Origin of the sequence: Salibaculum griseiflavum, assembly GCF_003129565.1 — a bacterium.
GTDB classification, from domain to species: domain Bacteria; phylum Pseudomonadota; class Alphaproteobacteria; order Rhodobacterales; family Rhodobacteraceae; genus Salibaculum; species Salibaculum griseiflavum.
Window position 1 is genome coordinate 14151 of record NZ_QETF01000008.1, and the last position, 26698, is coordinate 40848.

The 26698-nt window shown below is 63.8% G+C and carries 28 protein-coding genes and 2 riboswitches; of the genes, 10 read left to right on the plus strand and 18 right to left on the minus strand.

The window, feature by feature from the left end; genetic code table 11:
* Positions 1-2: 2 nt before the first annotated feature.
* The 3 genes from DFK10_RS08905 to DFK10_RS08915 are packed head-to-tail and all read left to right on the plus strand — an operon-like array spanning position 3 to position 1163.
* Complete coding sequence (locus DFK10_RS08905; protein ID WP_109388680.1) at positions 3-494, plus strand: Na+/H+ antiporter subunit E; 492 nt, start codon at positions 3-5, stop codon at positions 492-494.
* Positions 491-760, plus strand: a complete 270-nt coding sequence (locus tag DFK10_RS08910) for a K+/H+ antiporter subunit F (protein ID WP_109388681.1) — start codon at positions 491-493, stop codon at positions 758-760. Before DFK10_RS08905 ends, DFK10_RS08910 begins: the two co-directional genes overlap by 4 nt.
* A 7-nt stretch (positions 761-767) precedes the next feature.
* Complete coding sequence (locus DFK10_RS08915) at positions 768-1163, plus strand: Na+/H+ antiporter subunit G (protein WP_109388682.1); 396 nt, start codon at positions 768-770, stop codon at positions 1161-1163.
* 60 nt (positions 1164-1223) lie between these two features.
* Here DFK10_RS08915 and gcvP read toward each other — a convergent pair whose 3' ends face one another.
* The 3 genes from gcvP to gcvT form a co-directional block, all read right to left on the minus strand.
* Entirely contained in the window at positions 1224-4073 is a 2850-nt protein-coding gene (gcvP, locus tag DFK10_RS08920; protein WP_109388683.1) for an aminomethyl-transferring glycine dehydrogenase, read from the minus strand.
* A 97-nt stretch (positions 4074-4170) separates the two neighbouring features.
* A complete protein-coding gene (gene gcvH, locus DFK10_RS08925) occupies positions 4171-4533 on the minus strand; it encodes a glycine cleavage system protein GcvH (protein WP_109388684.1) in 363 nt (120 codons plus the stop codon).
* 10 nt (positions 4534-4543) lie between these two features.
* Positions 4544-5644, minus strand: coding sequence for a glycine cleavage system aminomethyltransferase GcvT (gene gcvT / locus DFK10_RS08930; RefSeq protein ID WP_109388685.1), 1101 nt, complete (start codon positions 5642-5644; stop codon positions 4544-4546).
* Positions 5645-5719: 75 nt separating this feature from the next.
* A riboswitch (glycine riboswitch) is annotated at positions 5720-5782 on the minus strand.
* 3 nt (positions 5783-5785) lie between these two features.
* Positions 5786-5872: riboswitch (glycine riboswitch) on the minus strand.
* 133 nt (positions 5873-6005) lie between these two features.
* Here gcvT and DFK10_RS08935 point away from each other — a divergent pair.
* Positions 6006-6914, plus strand: a complete 909-nt coding sequence (locus DFK10_RS08935; protein ID WP_109388686.1) for an MBL fold metallo-hydrolase — start codon at positions 6006-6008, stop codon at positions 6912-6914.
* Between the two features lie 68 nt (positions 6915-6982).
* Here DFK10_RS08935 and hemA read toward each other — a convergent pair whose 3' ends face one another.
* The 13 genes from hemA to DFK10_RS09000 all read right to left on the minus strand — a co-directional run bounded on the left by hemA (position 6983) and on the right by DFK10_RS09000 (position 18967).
* Positions 6983-8206, minus strand: a complete 1224-nt coding sequence (gene hemA, locus DFK10_RS08940) for a 5-aminolevulinate synthase (protein ID WP_109388687.1) — start codon at positions 8204-8206, stop codon at positions 6983-6985.
* Between the two features lie 6 nt (positions 8207-8212).
* Complete coding sequence (locus DFK10_RS08945; protein ID WP_408005582.1) at positions 8213-8635, minus strand: DUF302 domain-containing protein; 423 nt, start codon at positions 8633-8635, stop codon at positions 8213-8215.
* 91 nt (positions 8636-8726) lie between these two features.
* Positions 8727-9995, minus strand: a complete 1269-nt coding sequence (locus DFK10_RS08950) for an NAD(P)/FAD-dependent oxidoreductase (RefSeq protein ID WP_109388689.1) — start codon at positions 9993-9995, stop codon at positions 8727-8729.
* A 114-nt stretch (positions 9996-10109) separates the two neighbouring features.
* Positions 10110-10814, minus strand: a complete 705-nt coding sequence (locus DFK10_RS08955) for a c-type cytochrome (RefSeq protein WP_109388690.1) — start codon at positions 10812-10814, stop codon at positions 10110-10112.
* On the minus strand, positions 10814-12238 hold the full coding sequence (locus DFK10_RS08960) for a c-type cytochrome (RefSeq protein WP_408005579.1): 1425 nt from the start codon (positions 12236-12238) through the stop codon (positions 10814-10816). The genes DFK10_RS08955 and DFK10_RS08960 overlap by 1 nt, the downstream gene beginning before the upstream one ends.
* Entirely contained in the window at positions 12222-13496 is a 1275-nt protein-coding gene (gene soxC / locus DFK10_RS08965; protein WP_217810111.1) for a sulfite dehydrogenase, read from the minus strand. The genes DFK10_RS08960 and soxC overlap by 17 nt, the downstream gene beginning before the upstream one ends.
* Positions 13497-13524: 28 nt before the next feature.
* Positions 13525-15222, minus strand: a complete 1698-nt coding sequence (soxB, locus tag DFK10_RS08970) for a thiosulfohydrolase SoxB (protein ID WP_109388691.1) — start codon at positions 15220-15222, stop codon at positions 13525-13527.
* Positions 15223-15327: 105 nt separating this feature from the next.
* The gene (gene soxA / locus DFK10_RS08975; protein WP_109388692.1) at positions 15328-16176 is read right to left on the minus strand and encodes a sulfur oxidation c-type cytochrome SoxA; all 849 of its coding nucleotides are present in this window, start codon (positions 16174-16176) and stop codon (positions 15328-15330) included.
* A 30-nt stretch (positions 16177-16206) separates the two neighbouring features.
* Entirely contained in the window at positions 16207-16536 is a 330-nt protein-coding gene (gene soxZ / locus DFK10_RS08980) for a thiosulfate oxidation carrier complex protein SoxZ (protein ID WP_109388693.1), read from the minus strand.
* Positions 16537-16556: 20 nt separating this feature from the next.
* Positions 16557-16973, minus strand: a complete 417-nt coding sequence (gene soxY, locus DFK10_RS08985; RefSeq protein WP_109388694.1) for a thiosulfate oxidation carrier protein SoxY — start codon at positions 16971-16973, stop codon at positions 16557-16559.
* A 40-nt stretch (positions 16974-17013) separates the two neighbouring features.
* Entirely contained in the window at positions 17014-17490 is a 477-nt protein-coding gene (soxX, locus tag DFK10_RS08990; protein ID WP_109388695.1) for a sulfur oxidation c-type cytochrome SoxX, read from the minus strand.
* Between the two features lie 128 nt (positions 17491-17618).
* Positions 17619-18200, minus strand: a complete 582-nt coding sequence (locus DFK10_RS08995) for a thioredoxin family protein (protein WP_217810112.1) — start codon at positions 18198-18200, stop codon at positions 17619-17621.
* A gap of 29 nt (positions 18201-18229) precedes the next feature.
* The gene (locus DFK10_RS09000) at positions 18230-18967 is read right to left on the minus strand and encodes a cytochrome c biogenesis CcdA family protein (protein ID WP_109388696.1); all 738 of its coding nucleotides are present in this window, start codon (positions 18965-18967) and stop codon (positions 18230-18232) included.
* A gap of 66 nt (positions 18968-19033) precedes the next feature.
* Here DFK10_RS09000 and DFK10_RS09005 point away from each other — a divergent pair, with 66 nt between their 5' ends.
* The 4 genes from DFK10_RS09005 (at position 19034) to DFK10_RS09020 (ending at position 21978) form a co-directional block, all read left to right on the plus strand.
* Positions 19034-19423 (plus strand): thioredoxin domain-containing protein, encoded by a 390-nt coding sequence (locus DFK10_RS09005; protein ID WP_109388697.1) that lies wholly within the window; start codon positions 19034-19036, stop codon positions 19421-19423.
* Between the two features lie 126 nt (positions 19424-19549).
* Positions 19550-19885, plus strand: a complete 336-nt coding sequence (locus tag DFK10_RS09010) for an ArsR/SmtB family transcription factor (RefSeq protein WP_109388698.1) — start codon at positions 19550-19552, stop codon at positions 19883-19885.
* 29 nt (positions 19886-19914) lie between these two features.
* Complete coding sequence (locus tag DFK10_RS09015; RefSeq protein WP_109388699.1) at positions 19915-20970, plus strand: YeeE/YedE family protein; 1056 nt, start codon at positions 19915-19917, stop codon at positions 20968-20970.
* A 60-nt stretch (positions 20971-21030) separates the two neighbouring features.
* Positions 21031-21978: a DMT family transporter gene (locus tag DFK10_RS09020; protein ID WP_109388700.1), complete on the plus strand. Its 948-nt coding sequence runs from the start codon at positions 21031-21033 to the stop codon at positions 21976-21978.
* Here the strand turns inward: DFK10_RS09020 and DFK10_RS09025 are convergent.
* Positions 21975-22856, minus strand: coding sequence for a hypothetical protein (locus DFK10_RS09025; RefSeq protein WP_109388701.1), 882 nt, complete (start codon positions 22854-22856; stop codon positions 21975-21977). The two genes, DFK10_RS09020 and DFK10_RS09025, sit on opposite strands and share 4 nt — an antisense overlap.
* A 96-nt stretch (positions 22857-22952) precedes the next feature.
* On the opposite strand from DFK10_RS09025, the gene DFK10_RS09030 reads away from it, so the two are divergent.
* A complete protein-coding gene (locus DFK10_RS09030) occupies positions 22953-23867 on the plus strand; it encodes a DMT family transporter (RefSeq protein ID WP_109388702.1) in 915 nt (304 codons plus the stop codon).
* Here the strand turns inward: DFK10_RS09030 and DFK10_RS09035 are convergent.
* Positions 23806-24495 (minus strand): thiamine diphosphokinase, encoded by a 690-nt coding sequence (locus DFK10_RS09035; protein WP_328589362.1) that lies wholly within the window; start codon positions 24493-24495, stop codon positions 23806-23808. The two genes, DFK10_RS09030 and DFK10_RS09035, sit on opposite strands and share 62 nt — an antisense overlap.
* A gap of 148 nt (positions 24496-24643) precedes the next feature.
* On the opposite strand from DFK10_RS09035, the gene DFK10_RS09040 reads away from it, so the two are divergent.
* Positions 24644-26638 (plus strand): hypothetical protein, encoded by a 1995-nt coding sequence (locus DFK10_RS09040; protein ID WP_109388704.1) that lies wholly within the window; start codon positions 24644-24646, stop codon positions 26636-26638.
* The last annotated feature ends 60 nt before the right edge of the window (positions 26639-26698 follow it).

A 26698-nucleotide genomic window follows, 5' to 3' on the forward strand; every position in this document is an offset into this window, starting at 1 on the left:
CCATGTTGGCACGTCTTTTCCCTCACCCGCTTCTGAGCCTGATGATGGTTCTGGTCTGGCTGGGCCTGGTCAACAAGGTGACGCTCGGCAACCTGATCCTGGGCAGCGCCTTCGGCCTGATCGTGCCGCTGCTGACCTCGCCCTATTGGCCCGACCGCCCGAAGGTCGCCCGACCGCTGAAAGTGATCGAGTATATCCTGATCGTTCTGTGGGATATCATCGTCGCAAATGTCCAAGTGGCGGCAATCATCCTGTTCAAGCCCAATGCCTCGATCACCTCGCGCTGGGTCACCATCCCGCTGCAGCTGACATCGGCCGAGGCGATCACCGTTCTTGCCGGCACGATCACCATGACACCCGGCACCGTTTCGGCCACGCTTTCTGCCGATGCCAGCGCGATCCTCGTGCATTGCTTGCATACGGATGACCCCGACGCCGTGCGCGACCAGATCAAGTCCCGCTACGAGGGCCGTTTGATGGAGATTTTCCAATGATGACTGCCGCGCTCTTCTTCGCCTTCGGCTGTTTCGGCCTTGGCCTTCTGTTCAACCTCTGGCGCATCGCAACAGGACCGGATGCGGCAGACCGGATCCTGGCGCTGGACACGATGGTCATCAACGTGATCGCCATGCTCATCCTCTACGGCATCTACCGCAGCACGGCGATGTATTACGAGGCCGCGATGCTGGTCGCCATGGTGGGATTCGTGTCAACCGTCGCCTATTGCCGCTTCGTGCTGCGCGGCGACATCATCGAATGAGGCGGCCATGTCCCTGATCACCGAAATCGTCATCAGCTTTTTCCTGATCGTCGCCGGCATTTTCGGCCTCGTCGGGTCCTTCGGGTTGCTGAAACTGCGCGACAGCATGCAGCGCCTTCATGCGCCAACCAAGGCCACGACGCTGGGCGTGGGCGGCGTGTTGATTGCGTCGATGCTCTATTTCCTGCTGGGCAAAGGCACGCTTTCCTTCCACGAGCTGCTGATCACGCTGTTCCTGTTCCTGACCGCGCCGATCACCGCCAATTTCATCGCCAAGACGTTCATAACTCGTAACGTCCGCGATCACGAGCTCCCCGAAACCGGTGGCAATTACGGCTGGGCCCCCTATGACGACCCGCCCCCCCAAGAGGTGGATATCCCCGAAGACAAGACCGGGGGATGAACGAAAAAGCCCGCGTCGCAATGGACGCGGGCTTTCGTTTCTCCGGATGCTGGCCGTCGGCTATTCGGCGGCGTCCATGTAGTCCTCCAGCGGCGGACAGGTGCAGACAAGGTGACGGTCGCCATAGACGTTGTCGACGCGCCCGACCGGCGCCCAATACTTGTCCACCTTGAAGCTGCCCGCCGGGAAACAGGCCTCCTGCCGGGAATAGGGCCGGTCCCAATCGTCCTTGACCATGTCCTGCATGGTATGGGGCGCATGTTTCAGCGGGTTGTTGTCCTGCGGCCAGTCGCCCTTTTCGACCTTGGCGATCTCCTCGCGGATGCCCAGCATGGCATCGCAGAAGCGGTCCAGCTCGGCCTTGGTTTCGCTCTCGGTCGGCTCCACCATCAGGGTTCCCGCAACCGGCCAGCTCATGGTCGGCGCGTGGAACCCGCAATCCATCAGCCGCTTGGCGATGTCATCGACGGTCACGCCCGCTTCGGCAAAGGGTCGCGTGTCGAGGATGCATTCATGTGCCACGTGGCCCTTGTCACCCGAGAACAGCACGTCATAGGCGCCTTCCAGCCGCTTGGCGATGTAGTTGGCGTTCAGGATCGCCACTTTCGTCGCCTGGGTCAGGCCGGCCCCGCCCATCATCAGGATATAGGCCCAGGAAATCGGCAGGATCGAGGGCGAGCCATAGGGCGCGGCCGAAACCGGCCCCTCTTCCCCGCCCGTGGCCGGGTGGCCCGGCAGGTGCGGCGCCAGATGCGCCTTGACCCCGATCGGCCCCATGCCCGGCCCACCCCCGCCATGGGGGATGCAGAAGGTCTTGTGAAGGTTCAGGTGGCTGACATCGCTGCCGATCTCTCCCGGCTTGGACAGGCCGACCATGGCATTCAGGTTGGCCCCGTCCAGGTAGACCTGCCCGCCGAACTGGTGGGTAATGTCGCACACCTCGCGCACGGTTTCCTCAAAGACGCCATGGGTGCTGGGATAGGTGATCATGCAGGCAGCCAGGGTCTCCCCAGCCGCCTCGGCCTTGGCACGGAAATCCTCCAGGTCGATGTCGCCGCGTTCGGTGCATTTGACCACGACCACATCCATCCCGCACATATGCGCGCTCGCCGGGTTGGTGCCATGGGCGTTCACCGGGATCAGGCAGGTCTTGCGCGCCGTATCCCCGTTGGCCCGGTGATAGGCCATGATCGTCAGCAGGCCCGCATATTCGCCCTGCGCCCCGGAATTGGGCTGCATCGACATGGCGTCATAGCCGGTGATGGTGCACAGCTTGTCGCAGAGATCGTCGATCAGCTCGCGATAGCCCTGCCATTGGTCGGCGGGGGCGAATGGATGGATCAGGCTGAATTCACGCCAGCTGACCGGCATCATCTCGGCCGCCGAATTCAGCTTCATCGTGCAGGACCCCAGCGGGATCATCGCCCGATCCAGAGCCAGGTCACGATCGCTGAGGCGCCGCATGTAGCGCATCATCTCGGTCTCGGCCCGGTTCATATGGAACACCGGGTGATCCATGAAACCCGACTGGCGGTGCAGCGCGTCGGGCACCCGGTATTCCGGGGTCAGGTCGTCGTCCTTGCGCTCGATCCCGAAGGCCCGCCAGACCCGTTCGATCACCGGACGGCGCGTGGCCTCGTCGAGCGAGATGCCCACCTTTGTCGTGCCCACCGGGCGCAGGTTGATCCCCTCGTCCACGGCGGATTTCAGCACCGCCCGTTGCAGCGGCCCGACCTCGACCGTGATGGTGTCGAAGAAGGCCTTGGGAACAACTTCGAACCCGGCCTCTTCCAAGCCCTTGGCCAGCCGGACCGTCTTGCGGTGAATGCGTTGGGCGATGGCCTTCAGCCCCTCTGGCCCGTGGAACACGCCATAAAACGAGGCCATCACAGCCAGCAAGGCCTGCGCGGTGCAGACATTCGACGTGGCCTTCTCGCGGCGGATATGCTGCTCGCGGGTCTGAAGGGACAGCCGGTAAGCCTTGGTGCCGTGGCTGTCGACGCTGACGCCTACGATCCGCCCCGGCATGTTGCGCTTATAGGCATCCTTGCAGGCGAAATAGGCGGCATGCGGCCCACCAAAACCCATGGGCACGCCAAAGCGCTGGGTGTTGCCCACCGCGATATCGGCGCCCATCGCGCCGGGCTCTTTCAGCAGGGTCAGCGCCATCAGGTCGGCGGCCACGATCCCGATCGCCTTGGTTTCGTGAAGCGCTTCGATCTCGGGGGTGAAATCGCGCAACTCTCCATGGGTGCCAGGATACTGGAAGATGCCCGCGAAGACAGCCTCGGGGTCCAGATCATCAGGGCTGCCGACGATCACATCGATGCCCAAGGGCGCGGCGCGGGTCTGCATCACCGCGATGCTCTGCGGGTGGCAGCTCTCGTCCACGAAGAACCCGGTTGTCTTGGATTTCGCGACACGCTGCGCCATGACCATCGCCTCGGCGCAGGCCGTCGCCTCGTCGAGCAGGGACGCATTGGCAATCTCAAGGCCGGTCAGGTCCGCCACCATCGTCTGGAAATTCAACAAAGCCTCCAGCCGGCCCTGGCTGATCTCCGGCTGGTAGGGGGTGTAGGCCGTGTACCAAGCGGGGTTTTCCAGCACGTTGCGCTGGATCACCGGCGGCGTGACCGTTCCGTAATAGCCCTGCCCGATCAGGCTGGTCAGCACCTTGTTCTTCGCCGCCACCTGCCGCATGTGGTTGAGCAGCTTTCGCTCGGACATGGGCTTGCCGAAATCCAGCGGCTCGGCCTGCCGGATCGCCTGCGGCACGGTTTCTTCGATCAACTGGTCAAGGCTTTCGACGCCGATGACCTTGAACATCTCCTCCATTTCAGAGGGGCTGGGGCCGATATGGCGCCGGTTGGCGAAGTCGTAGGGAAGGTATTCGGTCGGGGTGAAAGGCATGCCGCACCTGCTTCTTTGGGGTCAAAATACCGCGGGGGAGGCCGCGCGCCCTGCGGCGCGCGGGCGGGGGCAGAGCCCCCAATTGCGAGGCTGACGCCTAGGCGCCGATGAAGTCCTTGTAGGCGGTCTCGTCCATCATGTCGTCCATGGCCGACAGGTCCGCCACCTTCATCTTGAAGAACCAGGCCTCGCCCAGCGGGTCCTCGTTGACGAGGCCCGGATTGTCGGCCAACGCCGCATTGACCTCGACGATCTCGCCATCCAGCGGGGCCAGTATGTCCGACGCTGCCTTGACGCTTTCGATCACCACGACCTCGTCATCCTTGGCCACCTCGCCACCATCCTCTGGCAGTTCCACGAACACCACGTCGCCCAGCTGGGTCGAGGCATGTTCGGTGATCCCCACGACCACCACGTCGCCCTCGACGCGCAGCCATTCGTGTTCTTCGGTGAATTTCATCTTTGTCTCCTTACTTCTTGTAACTGGACGGCCGGAACGGCAATTCGCACACGGTGACGGGCAGACGCTTGCCGCGCACTTCGCCCCAAAGGGGCGTTCCCAGCGCCGCATGGGCGGTGCCGACATATCCCATCGAAATCGCGCATTCGGTCGAGGGGCCATAGGCGCCCGAGGTCACCTCTCCCACGGGCTGGCTCGCCTCTTCCTCTGCATAAAGGGGGGTGCCGGCCCGCATCGGCGCGCGGCCCTCGGGGCGCAGGCCCACGCGCAACCGCGCCGGCCCGTCCGTCAGGTGGTGACGGATGCGCGCGAAGCCGGGGTAATCGCCGGCCTCGCGCCGGGCCTTCTGAATGGCCCAGACAAGATTGGCCTCGACCGGCGTCGTGGTCTCGTCCAGATCAGAGCCGTAAAGGCACAGGCCCGCCTCCAAGCGCAGGCTGTCGCGGGCACCCAGCCCGACCGCTTCAACGGTTTCATCCTCCAGCAAGCACTTGGCGAGGGCCTCGGCGCTGTTGGCGGGGACCGATATCTCGAACCCGTCCTCGCCGGTATAGCCGGACCGCGAAATCCACAATTCGCCGAAATCGGACGCATGGGTTTCGACATCCATGAAGGCCATATCGACCACGTTCGGAACCAGCCGGGCCAGCGCCGCCTCGGCCTTGGGGCCTTGCAAGGCCATTAGGGCCCGGTCGGTGATGACCTCGACACTGGTGGTCTCAAGCCCCGCCCGCATATGGGCGATGTCGGCCTCCTTGCAGGCCGCATTGACGACCACGAACAGGTGATCGCCGCGATTTGCGAACATCAGGTCATCGAGAATGCCGCCATCCTCATTGGTGAAAAAGCCATAGCGCTGGCGCCCCTCCTTGAGCGTCTGCACCGCCTGCGGCACCAAGGTCTCAAGTTCTGCCGCCGCCTTCGGCCCGCGCAGGATCACCTGCCCCATATGGCTGACATCGAACAGGCCCGCGTTCTCGCGGGTCCAAAGATGCTCCTTCATCACGCCCAGTGCGTATTGCACGGGCATGTCGTAGCCCGCGAAAGGCACGAATTTCGCGCCAAGACTGGCATGCAGGTCGTAGAGAGGTGTTCTGTTCAGTTCGGCCATGCCGCCTCCGGTCGTTTTGGCCGGGGGCACAGCCCCGGGCATTGGATGCGGACAGGCGCCCGCCGTCAATGCCCCCTCTGTCCCGTTGCCTGAGATCGTTATCCCTTCGGCGGGTGCGTGTGGCACCACTCTCCAGAGTCCTATCGCGTGGCGGTCCTGAAGCCTGAGAGTTTACCGGGGCGGTTGCTCCTTCGGCACTGGCGTTGCCAGTTCTCCCGTCACGCGCCCTGAACCTATCCACACACGGCATGAGTCGGCAAGCCTTTTGCATACACGCGCATACATCTCCCGAAACACTTTGCCGGGCGGCCGGGCTTGGTATAATATATAGAAAACTGAATATGATATCCGGGAGGAAACCATGCAGATCAATCGCCGCACACTGCTCAAGTCGGGCACAGCCGCCCTCGGCGCAACCGCCCTGCCCGGCTGGGCCCATGCGCAGATGACCCTCGGCAATGTGCAGATCGACACGCTCAGCGATGGCAATCTCGTGCTGCCGCGCGAGTTCCAGTTCGGCGATCTGCCGCAGGACGAAGTCACCGAGATCCTGGCCCGTTATGGCATAACCGGCGACGAAATGACCCCCGACTGCAACGTGACCCTGATGCGCGATGGCACAAACACGGTCCTCTTCGATGTCGGGGCGGGCCCCAATTTCATGCCCTCCGCCGGCACCCTTTGGGAGGCTTTGGACGAGCTGGGCGTTTATCCCGAGGACGTGACCCACGTGGTCTTCACCCATGCCCATCCCGACCACCTGTGGGGCCTGCTGGACGATTTCGACGACCTTGTCTTTCCCGAGGCACAATACATGATCGGCCGGGCTGAGCGCGATTACTGGCTGGATCCGGCCACCCCCGACACGATCGGCGAGGCGCGACTGGCCTTTGCCGCCGGGGCGATCCGCTACCTTGGCGCGATCGAAGACCGTCTGACAACCTTCGAGGATGGCGAGGAAATCCTGCCGGGGATCGCCGCGCGCGCCACCTTCGGCCACACGCCCGGCCACATGGCCTTCGAATTGCGTGGCGGCAGTGAAAGCGTGATGGTGCTGGGCGATTGCATCGGCAATGCCCATGTCGCCTTCGAGCGCCCCGGCTGGGTGTCCGGATCCGATCAGGACCAGGAGATGGGCGCGGCCACCCGCGTTGCGCTGCTGGACCAGCTGGCCAATGACCAGATGCCCTTCATCGGGTTCCACATGCCCTATCCGGGGATTGGCCGGGCCGAGAAATCGGGCGACAGCTATCGGTTCGTCGCCGCCTGACATTCGGGCAATGAAAACGGGGCCGGAATTCCGGCCCCGTCAACATGATTCAGGAAATCTGTTCCGCGCTACTGCGCCGCCAGCGGTTGCCGGGCCAGTTGGCACTGGGTCCACAGGGTGCACAGCGCGCCTACCAGCCGCTCGATATCAGCCTCGGAGTGGACCGGGCCGGGCGTGATACGCAGCCGCTCGGTCCCCTTGGGCACCGTCGGGTAATTGATCGGCTGGATGTAGATGCCGAACTGGTCCATCAGCGTGTCACTGATGAACTTGCACTTGACCGGGTCGCCCACCATCACCGGGATGATATGGCTGGGGTTCGGGATATGCGGGATGCCGATCTCGTCCAGTTTTTCGCGCACCTTGGCGACCTTGTCTTTCTGCAGGTCGCGCTCGGCGGCAGAGGCCTTGAGATGGCGGATCGAGGCGCAGGCCCCGGCGGCCACGGCCGGCGGCAGCGCGGTGGTGAAGATGAACCCGCTGGCGAAGGACCGCACGAAATCCACCAGATCGGCCGAGGCGGCGATATAGCCGCCGACCACGCCGAACGCCTTGCCCAGCGTGCCTTCGATGATGTCGATGCGGTCCATCAGCCCTTCGCGTTCGGCGATGCCGCCGCCGCGCGGGCCATACATGCCAACCGCATGGACCTCGTCCAGATAGGTCATCGCGTTGTAGCGGTCGGCAAGGTCGCAGATCTCCTTGATCGGCGCGATATCGCCATCCATGGAATAGACGCTCTCGAAGGCGATCAGCTTGGGCGCATTGGCCGGCAAGGCCATCAGGTGCGCCTCAAGATCGTCGAGATCGTTATGTTTCCAGATCACTTTCTGCGCCTTCGAATGGCGGATGCCCTCGATCATGCTGGCATGGTTGAGCGCGTCCGACAGGATGACCAGCCCCGGAATCTTCGCGCCCAACGTGCCCAGCGTGGCCCAGTTCGACACGTAGCCCGAGGTGAACAACAGCGCCGCCTCCTTGCCATGCAGGTCGGCCAGCTCGCGTTCCAGCAGCACATGGTGGTGGGTGGTGCCTGAGATGTTGCGTGTGCCCCCGGCGCCGGCCCCCACGGTATCCAGCGCCTCATGCATGGCAGCCAGCACTTCAGGGTTCTGGCCCATCCCAAGGTAGTCGTTGGAACACCAGATGGTCACGTCGCGCACGGCATCGTCAATATGGTTGCGTGCCTTGGGAAACGCTCCGCGCTCCCGCTCCAGGTCGGCGAAGACGCGATAATTGCCTTCGTCCTTCAGCCGGGTGAGTTCCGAGCGGAAGTAGTCATCGTATTTCATGTCAGGTCAGGTCCCAGCAGCAGCCTGGACAATATCGTCCAGCAAGGATTCGACGGCCTGCATCGGCCCGTCCGGATAGGTGCGATGCCCAATCATGACCTCGCCATCCTGTTCGGTGACAAAGACGCCATAAGGGCAATGCGCGATATTCATCGGGTCCGCTTCCATCACCTCGCGCGAGACGGTGGCAGAGCAGAAAAGGAACACGTCGGCGGCATCGAAAATGGTCACATCGGACCCCACGTCTTCGCCGGTGCGGTTGAGCATTTCACCCACATGGCTGACATAGTCGATGACCAGTCCACGTCCGACGATCTCGTTTTCGACGGCAAAGGTCGCATCGTCAAAACTGCCGTCGAAGGGCGTCATGACAGCCTCTTGGGCCAAGGCGGTCGTGGCCGTCAGGCAAAGGGCAATAGCAGCAAACATTTTCATCGGATGATCCTCCTTGTCCTGTCCCATAATCCCAGAGCGGATGTCCGCGGGCATTGACCTAAATCAATGCCCGCGTAGACAGGATTTAGCCGAACATGTCGGCGGTGATGCCGTCATACCAACCGATCGACTCCTGGTAGGTGGCGGCACGGACCTCGGCGCTTTCGCCGGTATCCGAGACGAAGCCGTCGACCTTGGCGATCTTCTCCTCGGTTGCCTCGTAGGTGGCGCCGACCTTGACCCCGTCATCGGTGTCGATCAGCGACCAGCAGGTATTGGCGAAACGCGCCGGGAACACGGTGGACCCGGTCAGGGCCCCGCGCACCGCGTTCGCGCAGACCTTGGCCTGGCTGTTGGCCGAGAAGCCGGATTTCGGCATGTCGCCCTGGGCACAGGCATCGCCGAGCACATGGATGTTCTCGTCCATCTTCGAGCTGAGGTCAGCGGCATTGACCGGCGCCCAGTTGCCTTCGGTGATGCCGGCGATATCGGCAATGCGGCCCGCCTTCATGGCCGGGATCACGTTACAGGCGTCCACGTTGGTCACGCTGCCATCGATGGTCACCGTCATCGCCTCGGGATCGACCTCGACATTGCCACCACCGAAATCGGGGCCGATACGCTCGATCATCCCGGAATAATGCCGGTTCCAGCCTTCTTCGAACAGCGCCTGCTTGGAGAAGTTCTGCTTGGGATCGGCGATCAGGATCTTGGCAGTCGGATTGATCTGCTTGAGCAGGTGCGCAACCATGCTGACCCGCTCATACGGCCCCGGAGGGCAGCGGAACGGGTTGGGCGGCGCGACCATGGCATAGGTGCCGCCCTCGGGCATGGCCTCGATCTGGGCCTTGAGCAGTTCCGTCTGGCTGCCGGCCTTGTAGGCATGGGGCATCCGGTCCTGGGCGCTGATGTCCCAGCCGGGCACGGCCCCGTCCACGAAGTCGATGCCCGGCGACAGGATCAGCCGGTCATAGGGCAGCGTGTAGCCGCCTGCGGTGCTGACGGTCTTGGCATCGCGGTCCACGCCGGTGGCCCAGTCATGCAGCACGTTGATGCCGTATTCGCTGGCCAGCGTGCCATAGGAGTGGCCGATGCTGTCAATGCTGCGGAACCCACCGATATAGAGGTTGGAAAAGAAGCAGGTGTAATAATGGCGCGTCGGTTCGATCAGCGTCACGTCGATCTCGCCATTCGAATCCTTGGCGAGATAGCGCGCGGCGGTGGCGCCGCCTGCCCCGCCGCCGACAACGACGACACGCGGTTTACCATGAGCTGCGCCCATCACCATTGGTGCCGAAAGCGTGGCTGCGCCAGCTGCCGCCGTGCCGATAAAGGCTCTGCGATTGAGTTTCATATTGGGTCTCCTCCCTTGTCATCGGATGTGCCGGTTGCCTCCGGCATCGCTTCCGTTCTGTTCACCCGGTCGTGCCGGGCCCGGGCCATGATCGGCCCAATCCTAGTCTAGGGCCTATTCGATGTTTTCGAAATAGGCAGCCAGCGCCGCGATCTCCTCGTTCGACAGGCGGCTGGCCATCATTTCCATGACGTTATGTTCGCGCACCCCCTCCTTGTAGGCGTGCATCGCGGTGACAAAGACATCCGCCGGCCAGTTGGTGATCGAGGGGATCCCGTTGGCGGCCCCGCTTTCCTGGTGGCAGGACGTGCATTCGGTGGACAAGTATTCGCCATAGGCCGGATCACCGACGATGGCCAGGATCTCGGGGGCGACCTCGTGGTCCACTGCGGCCGCTGTCGGCGCTGCCTCGGGGATGTTGGCCGGATCGGCCGAGAACAGGCGCAGATAGGCAAGCAGGTCCGAGCGATCTTCGGCGCTTTCCATGCCGGCATAGTTCATGCGGGTGCGGCTGACGAAGACACGCGGGTTCTCGATATAGCGGTCAAGGCTTTCGAAATCCCATTTCAGCCCGGCATTCGCCCGCAGCATCATGTCCTCGGAATAGCGAAAATCCTCGATCTGGCCCGCTTGGCGATCGAAGATGCCATTCAGATGCGGACCGACGCGATTGCGGGCGCCCTGCCCGACCTGGTGACACGAGGCGCAATCGGAGCGGAACAGCACCTCGCCACGCTCCGGATCGCCCCCGACCTGGGCGGCCACGGGGCCGCCCAGGCCAGCGATCAGAATCGCCGGGAAAAGCGCCCGGCGCACCATTACTGGGCCTCGAAGGTCGAGAGATAGGCGATCATTACCGCGATCTCGTCCTCGCTGCGCAGGCCGGCAAAGGACATCTTGGTCCCCGGCATGGCCCCGCGCGGATCAGCCAGGTAAGCGCCCAGGTTCTCGGGCCCCCAGACCTCGCCCGCCGCTTTGGCTTCTTCGAAGACGCCGGAATAGCGGAAGTCATCCAGACCACCGATCGTGCGCCCAAGCACGCCGTTGAGATGCGGACCGGTGCGGTTCACGGCACCCTCGCCCACCTGGTGACAGGCGCGGCACTTGCGGAAGACCCCTTCGCCTTCCTCGACCAGCGCCGGATCGACAGCGGCCATTTCAGTTGCGCCTTCCTCGGCCGGGGCTTCTTCGGCGGCCGCTTCCTCTGTCGCGGGCTCGTCCGAAGTCTCGGCAGCGGCCTCGGTGACCTCGGCCTCTTCCTCTTCGGGCGTCACGTCCAGAATGGTCGCGCGCATGGTGATCTCGACGCTGTCCTTGCAGTTCTCCATGCAGGGCTCTTCGCTGAAGGCGGGGATTTCGCCCTCTTCACGGTCATCCATGAAGAACCCGTCCTCATTGGGCAGGCGCACCTCGGTGAAGTTCTCGTTCGACAGTTCGAAATCGTCGTCCACGAGGTTGTTGAGATACAAGAGGTAGGCGGTGATCGCGTAAACCTCGTCATCGGTCAGGCTTTGGGCCTGGCCATAGGGCATGGCGCGATGCACGTAGTCCCAGACGGTCGACAGGTAGGGCCAGTAGGAGCCCGGCGTTTTCACCGGATCTTCGTGGGTCAGCGTATCCCAGCCCCCGGCCAGCACCGGCCAGCGGCCCACGGCCTCACCGAAATCGCCGTGGCACATGGCACAGTTTTCGATGTAGACCTCTTCGCCGGTCCAGACATCGCCGGACCCCACCGGCAGGCCCTGACCATCGGGTCGGATGTCAATGTTCCAGGCGGCGACCTCTTCGGGCAGCGCCTCGCGGCCCAGGTCAAAGGTAATGCCTTCAAGCTCACCGATCATCGGGCTTTCATGGCTTTCAGCCCAAGCGGCCCCGACGAAAAGCGCGGGGCGCGACGTGCCGCCTTCGAATGCCATGCCGGCGTGCATCTCTTCGGCGGGGGCGTCTTCGGCGACCGGGGCCTCGGCCACGACATCCTCGGCTGGTTCTTCAACCGCCTCTTCGACGACCTCGGCCTCGGCGACAACCTCTTCGGTGACCTCTTCGGTCACCACGGTTTCGGCCTCGGCCGCTTCTGCGACCGCCGACGCCTCGGCAGCCTGGGTTTCCTCGGCCATGGCCTGTGCTTCGGCGGCGGCCAGGTCCGCCCGGTAGGCGGCACGTTCGGACAGGCCGACGCTCAGGGCCACGACCGAGGTCGTGGCGACGGCGACCAGAGCGAGTTGATTAGGAAATTTCGACATTCTCGGCCTCGCCTTTTTCGTTCACGTACCAGGTCTGGATACCGTTGTTGTGATAGATGGAATTCTCACCCCGCCATTCACGCAGCTGGTTCTTGGTGGGCTGCACATAGCCGGTGCTGTCATGGGCGCGGCTTTGCAGCAGAAGCGGCTTACCGTCCCATTCGAATTCAAAGTAGAAGCGGTGCATCGACTTGTTCAGGCTGGGGCCGGACATCCGGGCCTGGTGCCAGTTCTTGCCACCGTCCAGCGTTACGTCGACCCGCGGGATGGTGCCCCGGCCGGACCACGCCACACCGGTCAGGACCGTGTAGCCGGGGCCATGGGTCAGCGGAGCCTGCGGGCTGGGATTGGTGATGACCGACTTCGCGTCCATCTCCCAGGTGAAGCGGCGCGCGGTGCCGTCTTCGAGCAGGTCGGTATATTTGGAGGTCTCCTCGCGGTGGTGCCAAGGCTCGTCGCCCACCTCGATGCGGCGGAGCCACTTGACCCACATGTTGCCTTCCCAGCCGGGCACGACCAAGCGAACCGGGTAGCCCTGCTCGGTGCGAAGCGCCTCGCCGTTCATCTTGAAGGCCACGAGGCAATCGTCCAGCGCCTTCTCGATCGGGATCGAACGGGTCATCGCCGACGCATCCGCGCCTTCGGGCAGGATCCACTTGGCATTGGTCTTGAGCCCCGCCTCGGCCAGCAGAAGCTTGAGCGGGATGCCGGTATACATGACGTTGTGGATCATGCCGTGGGTGAACTGGCAGCCATTGAGCTGCGCGCCGGCCCATTCCATGCCGGTATTTGCGGCACATTCCAGGAAATAGACGTGGTTTTCACGCGGGAAGCGCATCAGGTCTTCCATGGTGAAGACCAGTTCCTTGTCGACCAGCCCGTTGATCATCAGGCGATGCTCGGCCGGGTCAATCTCTGCCGCGCCGCCATGGTGGCGTTCGAAGCAGACGCCGTTGGGGGTGATGATCCCGTCAAGCTCGTGCAGCGGGGTGAAGTTGATCGACGACACGTTGTCGGCGGTCAGCCATTCCACGGTGCGGCGCACCACGTGGCTTTCATGCTTGGAGGGCATGCCATAGGGCGCGGCATCAACGCCATCCCCCAGATAGACCTGCCAGTCCTGCAATTCGGTGATCGCCGGGTCGGGGGCGGTCTGCCCCTTTGCGACGGTCGCGGCAACGCTGCCCACCCCGGCGGCGGCTGCCCCCGTCAGGAAGGAGCGGCGCGAGGGCTTCATGCCTTTGAACTTCATGTCCATGTCTCGTCCTCTCGATACGTAATGCGGCTCAGGCGCCCACGACTTCGACGCTGGTATTCGGCGTCACGGTCACGGTGCCCTGGTTGCGGATGTGGTTTTCCACCACGTCCCAGATCTGCGGTCCTTCGGTGCCTTCGTTCACACTGGCCCACCCGGCGACCACATAGGTCTTGGCCGGGTCGATGGCTTCGCCCGTGGATAGCAGGGTCATGTCAGTGATGCGGCTGCCCTGGGGCTTGGTGATGTCGATGCGATAGCCCATGCCACCGATGCGAACCATGTCGCCGCCCTGCTGGTAATAGGGATCGGGATTGAACAGGTTGTCACCCACGTCCTCGAGGATGGTGTGGATGAATTCCCCGGTCATTTCCGTGCGATAGGCGCGGCCATAGGTCATCGAGGTCACGTTCCAGATATCCTCGCGGGTGATGTCCTGCCCCGGCAGGATCGACGGCCCCCAGCGCACGCCGGGCGACATGGCGATGTCCGCCTCACGTTCGCTCATCAGCGCGTCGCAAATCAGGTCGTCCCAGCTGCCGTTGAAATTGCCGCGGCGATAGAGCAGCCCGTCGGTTTGGCCGATCACCTCGGTCAGCTCCGCCTCGTAGGGCGCGCGCTGCTCGTCGATCAGGGCGGCAATTTCGGCATCGGGTTCGATCACGTCCGAGAAGATCGGGATCAGCTTGTGGCGGAAACCCATCATGCGGCCGTTCTGGATATCGAGGTCGACGCGGCTGACGAACTTGCCGTTGGACCCCGAGGCGATCAGGATCGTGTCGCCCACAAGAACCGGTTCGGGCAACGCGTCATGGGTGTGGCCGGTCAGGATCACGTCGATGCCGCTGACGACCGAGGCCATCTTCTTGTCCACGTCAAACCCGTTATGAGACAGGCAAACGACGCATTCGGCCCCCTGGGCGCGGACCTCATCGACCATCTGCTGCATGTGTTCGTCCCGGATCCCGAAGGAATAGTCGGGGAACATCCAGCCGGGATTGGCGATGGGCATGTAGGGGAAGGCCTGCCCGATCACGGCGATCTTGACGCCACCCCGTTCGAAGAACTGGTAGGGTTTGAATTCGGCCGCGGGCTCGTCCCACATGGCATCAAAAATGTTCTGGCCCAGCGCAGCATAGGGCAGACCGTCGACCAGTTCGCGCACGCGGTCCTGGCCGAGGGTGAATTCCCAGTGGAAGGTCATCGCGTCGGGTTTGAGCGCGTTCATAACGTTAACAACGTCCTGCCCCTCGGTGTGGTAGCAGGTGTAGGATCCGTGCCATGTGTCGCCACCATCCAGCAGCAGCGCATCGGGCCGTTCCGCGCGGATCGCGTTCACGACCGTGGCGACGCGGTCCATGCCGCCCATCTTGCCGTAGGTCTGCGCGAGGGCCGAGAAATCGTTGTAGGTCAGCGCGTAATGCGACGGGCTTCCATCCTCGATCCCATAGAGCTTGCGGAACTCCGCGCCCGTGATGTGCGGAACGGCGCCCTTGTTGTCGCCCACCCCCAGATTGATTTCCGGTTCGCGGAAATAGATCGGTTTCAGCTGGGCGTGAATGTCGGTGATATGGACCAGCGAAACGTTCCCGAAGGTGTCGAACTGCAAAAGCTGATCCTGTGTCAGCGCCTGCTGCGCGGCCAACTTGCTCCAATTGCCGAAGCCGGACGCGCCGACCATGGCCGAGGCCGCCATTGAAGCCTGGAGGAAATCACGACGGGAGATCATGTGCGGGTCCTTTTGTCTTGGTCCCTTCCGCGCATCATATGCGCAAAAGTGAATATCTTTGGTTAAAGAAAACCCGCACCGGCGGAACCGGCGCGGGCCTTCGGATCAGTTACGGACGGCCGGGCCTTCGACGGTCAGGCCGTTGCCGCGCGAGGCGACGTAGAGCTCCAGCGCCACGAATTCCGGGCTGCCGACCGAGTAGGTCTCGGCACGGGTGTCGCGGATACAGCCACGGAAGCGCGAATGCGTGCCGTTCAGGCGGGCATTCTTCAGACGATAGGTCGGGAACCCGTTGATCTGCCCCTGGGACAGGTGGTCGGCCCGAATGTAGTTATCGTAGTTCAACTCGTGACAGGACGCGCAGGACAGGTCCAGCTGACCGAAACGGGTGTAGTAGATTTCCTTGCCCTTTTCCCAAGTCTCGGCAGCGGGGCCGTCAATGGCCACGTCAACGACCTGGCCACGACCGACCGAAGAAATCGCCGCTTCCATCGCCAGCATGGGACGCGAATCCAGCCCATAGGGCTCGGCGCTCATCTGGTTCACGCGACAATCGTCGATCTGCATCTGGATGTTGCGAACCTCGCCGGCCTCTTCGTTCCACTTGGGATAGGTCGCACGGACCATTTCCATGGAGTCTTCCATGGCCCCGTGGCAATCGGCACAGGATTTACCTTCTGCTCCGTCGGCCGTGTTCCAGGCTGCCATGCCGTTATCGACACTGATCATCGCCGGGTTTTCGAAGTCGTCCATCTGCAAGGCCTTGGTTTCCGTCGTCCGGAACGTCCAGCCCGAGCGCACGGTGGACAGCGCGCCGTCCAGATGCGCCGCTGGCTCGGTCTCGGTGATCATCTCGATCTCACCGTTGACGACCAGCTCCTCGGCGCTTGCTGCCAGCGGAGCGGCCAGAAGGGCCAGCCCGCAGACAGCGGTTTTGAGTGTGGACATTGTCATATTGTTATTCCTCCCTGTGAACCGCCAGCCTTAGCTGACAGCGATGTCCTTCGACTCTTCGTAGACCGACCCGTCGTCGTCGTACCAGGTAAAGGCGAAGGTGCCGCTTTCGGGCACGATGGCCTGGAACTCGATGAACGGGTTGGTGGAAATCGCAGGTTCGAGGATCATTTCCATGACGCTCTCGCCGTTGAATTCACAGGTGAAGCGGTTGATGATCGACCGCGGAATGGTGTTGCCGTCGCTGTCCTTGCGCTGGCCCGATTCCATCGGGTGCGAAATGAGCGTCTTGATCGTGATGGTTTCGCCGGCGGCGGCATCACGAGGGACGCGGACGCGGGGGGTAACGTTGTCTGCCATGTCTTTATCCTCTCCTAGGTTTAGCCGCCGCAGCCGCCGATGGTGACTTTCACTTCCTGGCGGGCCTGGGCGTAAGAACCGTCTTCCATCTTGGCGATGGCGACGACGTCCTGCGTGCCGGCCAGACGCATACGGGTCGATGCGGCCTGCGCCCCGGCCAGCGGGCCGAAGTTGAAGGTCGCGACACCCGGCGTCGGGTTGCCAGCAGCCAGAATGATGATCGAGGCGGCGCCCGGAGCGCTGACTTCGATCGGCACGGTGTTGCCGTTCTCGGCAATCTCGGGGGCCGTCAGGGTGATCCCGCTCTCGGCCATTTCGGCGCCGTCGGTAAATGCGGCAATGGCATCCTCGATCGCGGCACGGGCCGACATCGGCAGCGCGGTTGCGGCCGCGGCCCCCAGCGCCATCAGGATGGTCTCTCTACGCGAAAAGCTCATGTTTTCTCCTCTCGGGTTCGCGGTGCCCTGTCCGTCCTTGTCAGTCGGTCAGGGTCATCAGGTAGGCAACGACATCTTCGATCTGTTGCGCAGTCAGAAGCGGGTCCAGCGGACCCTCGGCGGCCTTGCCGGTAAAGGCATTGCCGGGGCGGATGAAGCCATCGACCTTGTAGAAGGCCGGCATCACGCTTTCAGGAAAGGTCATCTTGGCGTTGGCGACAATGCCGCGCAACTCGGCCTCGGTGCGGTAGCTGCCCACACCATCGAGAATCGGCCCGACTTCGCCATGGAACGGGATGTCTTCAAGGGCGGTGACCGCGTGGCAGGCCACGCAATTGCCCAGCCCGCGGGTGATCATCACCTCGCGACCCGCCTCGGCATCGCCGGGCACGCCGGTCAGCGATTGTTCGATTTCTCCGTATTCGCCGTATGTGACGTCTGCCGGGGCCACCATGTCGGCCAGCGCCATGCCAGCCCCCATGGCCATGCCGGCTGCTAGTGCAATAGTTCGCTTCATGATCCCTCCCTAAGGTCTTTCGAACTTATTATTTCGTATACCGTAGCGCACCGAGGCGGCGACTCGCAACATCAAATTCATAGCATTGAATTTATGTATACGAATGGATGCCGCGCCTACGAGCCCGATCACTCGGCCCGATCAGCGTAAAGCCCCTCGCCCGCGTTGAAGATATTGGCGTGATATTTCTGGAAGTTTTCGGTTTCGTAAACCCCGTCCCGCACATAGGTGAGCATGTTGTAGAACATGCCCGGGCTCAGGGCGCCGGGCACGTAGGCGGCGGCCACGCGATTTGCCGGGGCCTCCTCAGTCACCTCTTCGGGGAAGAAGTAGATCGTCGGCGTGTACATCGCGCCCCATTTGCGGACCATGTCCTTCTCGGGCAGGGCCTCGCCATCGAAATCGGTGACTTCCAGATCGCCGAACATGTTGATCTGCACGACATAGAATGCCTCGTGCAGCAAGGCGTCGATCTCGGGGATCGGGTAGACCTCCTCGTGCATCTTGGTGCAGTAGATGCAGCCCCGCTGCTCGATCATGATCGCCAGGCGCTTGCCCTCGGCAGTGGCATCGGCCAGGTCCTCGCGCAGGTCGAGGAAGGTTTCGTGCATCCAGTCGGCCTTGTGCAGGCCATCGTCACCCAGCTCCGCCGCCTGAGCGGCAACAGCGAGTGGCAGGGCCACGAAGGCCGCAAGCAGTTTCTTCAGCATTGGTCGTCCTCCCTGTTTGTTCGGCCAGTCTAGCCGATATTCGTAAAGCCCGGGAACGTTTCGATCATCCAGTTCCCGATCGCGTTGATGGTGTTGGTGGCGATCAGAATTGCGAAGACGATCAGCAAGACCCCCATCACCTTTTCGACGTAAGCCATCTTGGCGCGGTGCCGCTGCATGAACCCAAGAAACGGCTTGGCGAAGAACGAGGCAATGACAAAGGGCAATGTCATGCCCAGCCCGAACACTGCCAGCAGCAGCGTGCCGCGCGTCAGGTCGCCCATGCCGCTGGCCATCATCAGGATCGTCGCCAGCACCGGGCCGACGCAGGCCGTCCAGCCAAAGCCGAAGGCGAGCCCCATCACGTAGGCGCCCAGCACCGTGGACGGGTCCGATTTGCTTTCCATCCGGGCCTCGCGCATGAGGAAGCCGATGCGGATGACCCCGAGGAAATGCAGGCCGAAGACGAAGATGACGGCGGCGGCGACATAGCTGAGCGGCTCCCTGACCGCGGCAAAGGCCTGGCCAAGCGCCGTGGCCCCGAGACCCAGAAGCATGAAGATCGTCGTGACGCCCAGCGCGAACATGATCGCCGAGACGGTCAGGCGGCGCTGGGCCCCGGGCGCAATGCCGCCGTCGTCGCGAAGTTCGGACATTGAAATGCCCGCCATATAGGAGAAGTAGAACGGAACCATCGGCAGGATGCACGGCGTCATGAACGCCAGCAGCCCCGCGAGGAACGCCCCCATGAAGGACACGTCGAACATGCCTGCTCCTTGAAAAATTCACATATTCGAATTATGGTAAGTGAAATTGCAAAGGTCAATTCCGGTATGATCCGTCTTCTCGCCGCCCTTGGCGCACTCTTCGTCATGAGCAACGCTGCCATTGCCCAGCAGTCCACCGCGCCGGAGGTCGAGTTGGTCATGGTCGAACAGCATGGCTGCGCCTATTGCATCCGCTGGGACGAGGAAATCGGGCCAATCTACCCGAAGACGGCCCTTGGCGAGACCGCGCCGCTGCGCCGGATCAACATACACGAGCCGGTGCCCGAGGATCTGGATCTGGCGCGCCGGCTGACCTTCACACCAACCTTTGTGTTGATGGTCGATGGCGTCGAGGCGAATCGCCTGGAAGGCTATCCGGGAGAGGACTTCTTCTGGGGGATGGTGGAACACATGGTGATCGAGGAAGGCCTGATGGACCCTTCGACCGCAGGATAGACCCAGATGACCAGGGTCCCCCCCCCTGTTGCGGAGAACGCGCATGTCGAGGTCAACGCACCGGAGCGCCCGTTCCCCTCGGCACAGGAACAGGATAATGTCTGCCGAACTCGAGGCAGGTGGATCATGGGCCTTCCCATAATAGATAATTCGATCGCGACCGAGGACATGGATCGGATGGCTGAAAACGCCACCGATGCGTCCAATTTCCTCAAGGCCATCAGCCATGAAGGGCGGCTGATGATCCTGTGCCATCTGGCGACGGGAGAGAAATCCGTGACCGAGCTTGAAAATCTGCTCTCGGCCCGACAAGCGGCGGTGTCACAGCAATTGTCGCGACTGCGGCTCGAAGGGCTCGTCACCCCCCGGCGCGAAGGCAAGACGATTTACTATCGCTTGACCGACGAGCGTCCGCGACAAATACTGGACCTTGTCTACGACATGTTCTGCCGTCGCGGCTGAACCCTGTCGGCGGCGATTGGGAGGACACAATGCTGGAGACCATCGGCTATGCCAATATGGCGGCCCTCATCGGGCTGACCGGTGGCATATTGCTGGGTCTGGCCGCCCGGTTTGGCCGTTTCTGTACGCTCGGCGCGATCGAGGACTGGCTCTACGGTCATGATGACACCCGCATGCGGATGTGGGCCGTAGCCATCGGCGTGGCCGTGATCGGCAGTTTTTCCCTGATGGCACTCGGTCTGTTCGACGCCGGGACCACCGCCTATCTCGGCCAGAGCTGGAACCCTCTGGCCTCGATCGCAGGCGGGCTGGTCTTTGGCTATGGGATGGCGATTTCCGGCAATTGCGGCTATGGCGCGCTGGCGCGGCTGGGCGGCGGTGACCTGCGGTCTTTCGTGATCGTGCTGGTCATGGGCCTGTCAGCTCTGATTACCCTGTCAGGGCCGCTGGCCTGGCTTCGCATCACGATTTTTCCCTTGCAAGAGGCGCCGGCTTCCCCACCGGGAATCGCCCATGGGCTTGGAACGCTGACCGGTCTTTCCCCGGCTGTATTCGGGATCGCCTTCGGGATCCTCATCCTTGCCATCGCGCTGCGTTCGCCGCTCTTGCGCGCCGCGCCTGCCTCGATCATCTGGGGTGTTGTCGTGGGGTTCTCCGTCGTGCTGGCCTGGGCCGGCACCTATTGGCTGTCGATGGAGAGCTTTGCCGAGACTCCAGTGCAATCGCATACCTTCACCGCGCCCGTAGGCGCGACGATGCTCTATGCCATGACGGCTTCCGGCAACGAACTGACCTTCGGCATCGGCTCGGTTCTGGGGGTTCTGACCGGGGCCTTCATCGGGTCGTTGATCAAGGGACATTTCCGCTGGGAAGCCTGCGAGGACCCACGCGAGCTGCGCCGCCAGATCCTCGGAGCGGCGCTGATGGGCGTCGGCGCGGTGGTCGCGCTGGGCTGTTCCATCGGACAGGGGCTGTCGGCCTTTTCCGTGCTGGCATGGAGCGCACCCGTCACCTTCGCGGCCATCCTTGCCGGGGCCGCGCTGGGGTTGCGACAGCTGATCACCGGATTCCAACCCGCCGAATGATGCGGGCCACGTCGTTTTCGCGCTAGACCTTTCCCCGCTGCCCGCCTAGGCGCTGTTTTCATGACCACCGCACACGCCATCCACGCCGACCGCATTCTGCCCGGCATCCTTCTGATGATCGGCTTCTGCCTGTCGGCGCCGATGCTGGACGTGGCCGCCAAGCTGGCCGCCGAAACCCTGCCCGTCGGCCAGATCACCGCAGCGCGGTTCGTCATCCAGGCAGCGCTGATGTTGCCGATCTGCCTTTGGCTCGGGCTTGGCCTGCGCCCCGGACCAGGCACGCTGTCCATGCTGCTGTGGCGCTCATTCTTCCTGATCCTTTCCACCTATTTCTTCATTGCCGCCATTCGGGTCATGCCCATCGCCGATGCACTGGCCATCGTCTTCGTCGAACCGTTCATCATCCTCTTCGTCGCGAAATACCTGTTCGGGGACGAGATCGGGCCGCGCCGGATCGGCGCCTCGATCGTGGGGTTCGGCGGTTCGCTTCTGGTGATCCAGCCCAGTTTCGTCGCATTCGGCTATGTCGCGCTGCTGCCGCTGGGCACCGCCTTCAGCTTTGCTGCCTACATGCTGATCACCCGCAGCCTGTCGCGACGGATGCACCCGGTTGCGATGCAGTTCCATACCGCGCTGATCGCGAGCGCGGCCACCGTGCCGATCATCTGGCTGGCCGACGGGCGCGGCTGGGCGACGCTGGATCCTGTCATGCCGCAAGGCGTGGCCTGGCTGTGGCTTCTGGGCGTGGGAGGTTTCGCGGCGCTCAGCCACATGATGATGACCTATGCGCTGAAATTCGCGCCCTCGGCCACGCTGGCCCCGCTGCATTACCTGGAAATCGTCATGGCGACGCTGGTGGGCTACCTTATCTTCAACGACTTCCCCGATCCGCTGACCCTGGCCGGGATCGCGGTGATCATGGGATCGGGCCTGTTCGTGATCCACCGCGAACGCCAGCTGTCGCGCGCCGACCAGGCTACCAAGGCGCCGCCGGGCAGTCCCGTCTAAAGCAGCGTGACGCCCGAAATGGTGCGGATCGCGTCGCAATCCTCGTCATAGGCTTGAGAGAGCAGGTCGCGCGTCTCGGCGTCCCATGGGGCATAGCGGGGACCGTCGGCATGGTTCTGTCGTATCCGGCGCACAAGGTCGCGCGGCAGTTTCCGGCCGTCGCGTTGACTGGCTTCCGCCTCGATCCGGGCCATTGCCTCGGCGCTGAGCGAGGCCATGGCCCCACGGCTGGCGAAATCGACCTCGAAGGCCCCGCCGGTCATAGCGTCAACGACCCGCTGTCCAACATCGTGCAGGTCCTCGTAGCGCCAGACCGTGAGCCGCGCGCGGGGCAAGGCCGCCCTGATATCGGCCACCACGTCCGGCCAGCGGCGCGGCATCCGAGCAAGATCGGCGCGCTGAGGCGCACCGAAGTGCACCCAGACACCCTGTTGCGCAATCGTCGAATGACAGGAGGCGAAGAAGCCCGCGTAATCGCGGATCGACAGGAACACCTCGGTCTCGGTCCCGTTCCAGGCGGCAGGCAAGGCCCCCAGCCGCGCCCGCAGCCCGGGATAGAGCGTCGCGTGGCGCAGCATCAGTCGCGGGGTGCCGAGGATGTTCTCTTCGCTGACGAGAAGCCGGCTGCGCGTCTGTCCCAACGCACCGGGCGGCAATGTCTCTAACAGCCCTGCCGTGCGTGCCTGAACCTCGGCCATGCGAGAGGCGCTCATTTCCGGCTTTGGGAAAACAAGGCCGGGCACATCCCGCAGATCGTCCGGGCCCAGGTAGCCCGTGCCAAGGCGCAGCAGCTCGCGCCGGCGCGTGCCGAATTCGCGCTGGATCATCGTCGTCGCCGTCTTGTGCGCGCCCAGATGCAGCGCCAGGGTTTCCAGCATCGGCCCGTTCCGTTTCCTTCGGTCCCGATCTAGCCAGAGGGCCCCACCCTTGTCCACGGCCCTTGCCACTCGTCCCGCACCCTGTAACGTCGAGCCATGGACGGCGACCGGCCATATCTGGGCATCCTCTTGATGTTGGGCTTCTGCGTGCTTGCCCCGCTCGGTGACGCGATCGCCAAGCTTTTGGGGGGCGTCTTGTCGGTGGGCGCTCTGGTTGCGGTGCGGTTCGGGGCACAGGCGGTGACGCTCTTGCCATTGGCGGGCCTGCTGCGCCTGCCATTCCCCTCCGGCCGACGCATCCTGTTGCTGATTGCGCTGCGCACGGTGCTGCACATCCTTGGGATCGGCCTGATGTTCACCGCCCTGCGCTTCCTGCCGCTGGCCGACGCGCTGGCCATCGCCTTCGTGATGCCCTTCCTGTTGCTGTTGGCAGGCTGGCTGTTCCTGGGTGAGGAGGTCGGCCCGCACCGGCTGGGTGCCTGCGCCGTGGGCTTTGTCGGCACGCTCATGGTGATCCAGCCCAATTTCGTCGAATCCGGCTGGACGGCCCTGTTGCCGCTGGGCGTGGCCGTGGCCTTCGTCGGCTTCATGCTGGTCACGCGGACCATCGCCAAACAGGTCGACCCCGTGACCATGCAGGGCGTGTCGGGGCTGATGGCTCTGGCGGTGCTCGGACCGCTGGCGCTGGCCTTCCCGGGATGGGACATCCTGTTCTTCGACGGGCTTGGTGGCAGCAACCTTGCGCTGGTGCTTCTGATGGCAGTGCTGGGCACCGTCGCGCATCTATTCATGACATGGTCGCTCAGATTCGCGCCGTCGGCCACGTTGGCGCCCATGCAATATCTGGAGATACCCATCGCCACGATCATCGGCTGGCTGATCTTCAAGGACCTGCCCAACGGGCTGGCCGCGCTGGGGATCTGTGTCACCGTGGCGGCGGGGCTTTACATCATCCTGCGCGAGCGGGCCATCGCCCGGACGCCACGCCCACCTGCGCCAGAAGTGCCCTGACGGCGACCGCCAGCTGGTCGCGGGGCAGGATCACCAGCATCTGCGGCGCCTCGGGGGCCAACGCGACGGGTCCGGTCGCCCGGTTCGAGGTCCCGATCCGCCCGTCCGGCGCAAGATCCAGCCCCGTGGTCGGCCATTCCAGCCCCTCGCTTTCCACCCGCCCGGCCACCAGCGGAAAGATCGAAACGGTCGTGCCCGGAGCCGTATCCAGCCGCAGGCGCGGCGGGCACAGGAAAACAAGGCTTTCGCGCCCGATCACCAGGCAGGGCCGGTCGGGGTGCCGCGCCAGCACGGTCAGCGCTGCCAATTCGTGGTCAAACCGCCCGCCCGAGACCCCGACCGCCAGAACCAGCGGCGCGGCGATGGCGCGCAGTGCCTTGTCGAAATCCGTCGTTTCCTGCTCGGACACGGGATGCAGGACATCCGCCAGGATTTCGCGGGCCGAAGCAGACAGGCTGTCCATGTCACCGATCACCGCCGCGGGACGCTGCCCGGCCAGAAGCGCTCTGTCGCCGCCGCCATCGGCCGCCACCAGCAGCGGCGCATGGGCCATCGCCTCCGCCAGGTCGGCTTCGGCATGATCCGATCCGCCCAACAGCGTGACCGGATCGTGACTTGAAACAATCACCTGTTCCACCTGAAATTAGACACGATTCTGGAAACTCGCCACAAAAGGGTCACGAAATAATACTCCTCTAAACCTTCTTTCGTTCCGGATTGCGAACCAATTGATGGTAAACCCGATTGCGTTGGGTAAGACAGAAAGTGAGCATGCAATGGTTGGAACAAGCAAGATCCTGACAGTCTCCTACGGCACGTTTTCCTGCACTCTGGAGGGGTTCGACGACTCCTTCAACACGATGAAGGCGATTGCCGAGTATTTCAGGGACCTGGCCGCAGATGATCGCTATTTCGGGGCCGAACCGCCGACCCCCGACGCCGAAATGCTTGCCCGCATTGCAGAACGCGAAATCTCGCGCCGTGTCGAGGCGCGTTCCGGCGCCGATGGCGTTGTGCTGCGCCCGGCGCTGAGCCAGCCCACCCCGGAGCCGGAGTCGCCCGATCTGCCCGAGACCCAACCACAGGGCGACACCTCCGCAGCGGCGATTTCCGCCGCCGTCTCCGCCGTTGCCGCCACTCCGACCAGCACAGATGCCCCAAAGGCGGCCCCCTCCGAGGATCAGACCGAGGCCGCACAACCCGATGACGCGGCAGAGCAGCCCACACAAGAGGACACCGAGGCAGCGCCCGCTGAACCCGAAGCGATGCCAGAGCTGCCAGCCGAGCGCCCGGTCGAGGAAACCACGTCGCACAAGGAGACCGTTGACGACACCGTCGTGCCGGATGCCGCCTCCCACGATGACATGGACCAGGAAACCGAGCCGTCGGCCGCCGAATTGCCCACCGAGCAGGACGAGGACCATCAGGCTCAGGACGTCGCCGCACAGGCGGCTCCTGTCGCGCCTGCGCCGCTGACCGAGCCCCCCGCTCATCCCGACGCGGACAGCGTGGCTGCCAAGCTTCAGCGTATCCGCGCGGTCGTCGGACAGAACACCGCCGCCCAGGCCGCATCGGATTACACCGAGGACATGGGCGGAGACGACCTGGGTGCCCAGGACATGCCCGACGTGACCGACTACACCGGTTCCCTTCGGAACGAAGAAGAGGACCTGTCCGAACCCGCAACCGCCCCCGTCGAGACCGCGCCGGAAAGCATGCCGACCGCTGACGAGGATGAGGGGGATGCGCGACCGGCGATCGCCGAAGAGGCAGACGCAGCGGCCGCGGCTCCGGAAGCCATGGCGCATGACGCACAGCCCGAGGATGCCGCCGAAGCGGTGGCCTCCGAGGATACCTTGGATACCGCCGAAGAGGACACGGATGACGACATGGAGTCCGGGGCCGAGTTCGTCGGCGAAATCACCGAACCTGACCTCGCCACGCTGGACGGGGCCGACGACCTGGATGAATACCTGGGCGATCGCGGCCAGGCCGACCTGTCACCGGAGGAGGAAGCCGAGCTGATGGAAGCCGTGGCCGAAGAGCCCACGACGACCGAGGCGATCACGGATGGGGAAGAGGCAGCCGGGGCCCGCAGGGGCTTCGAGACGTCGCCCGAAGAGGACGAAGCCTCGCTCAACCGCCTGCTCGACGAGACCGACGCGCAGATGCAGGAGCCCGAGGGCAACCGCCGCCGCGCCGCCATCGCCCACCTCAAGGCCGCCGTTGCCGCGACCCAGGCCGATGGGGAAAGCGCCGAACCCCAGGACGATGTGGAAAACGCGTTCCGCGACGACCTCGAAAAGGTCGTGCGCCCGCGCCGCGCCCCCAAGGCCGATCATCACAGCATGCGGCCCCGCCCGGCCCCGCTGAAACTGGTCGCCGCCCAGCGCGTCGACGTGTCCGAGGACGAAGCCCCGGCCAAGCCGGTCCAGCCCGTGCGCCCGCGCCGCGTCCAGGCACGTGCCCGCGCTGAAGGCAACGCCCCCGACGGCTTCGCCGAGTTCGCAGAGCAGATGGGCGCACGCGACCTGCCGGACCTGCTGGAGGCCGCCGCCGCCTATACCTCTTTCGTGGAAGGGGCCGAGGAATTCTCTCGCCCGCAGATCATCCGCCGCGTGCGCCAACTGGAGCCGGACAGCTTCAACCGCGAGGACGGGCTGCGCAGCTTTGCCGATCTGCTGCGAGAGGGCCGCATCAACAAGGTGCGCAACGGCCGCTTCCAGGTGGCCGAGGACACCCGTTTCCACCCGCAGCGCCAGGCCAGCTGACGACATCCAAGCAGACCAGATAGAAACGGGGCAGAACGATTTCTGCCCCGTTCTTCGTGC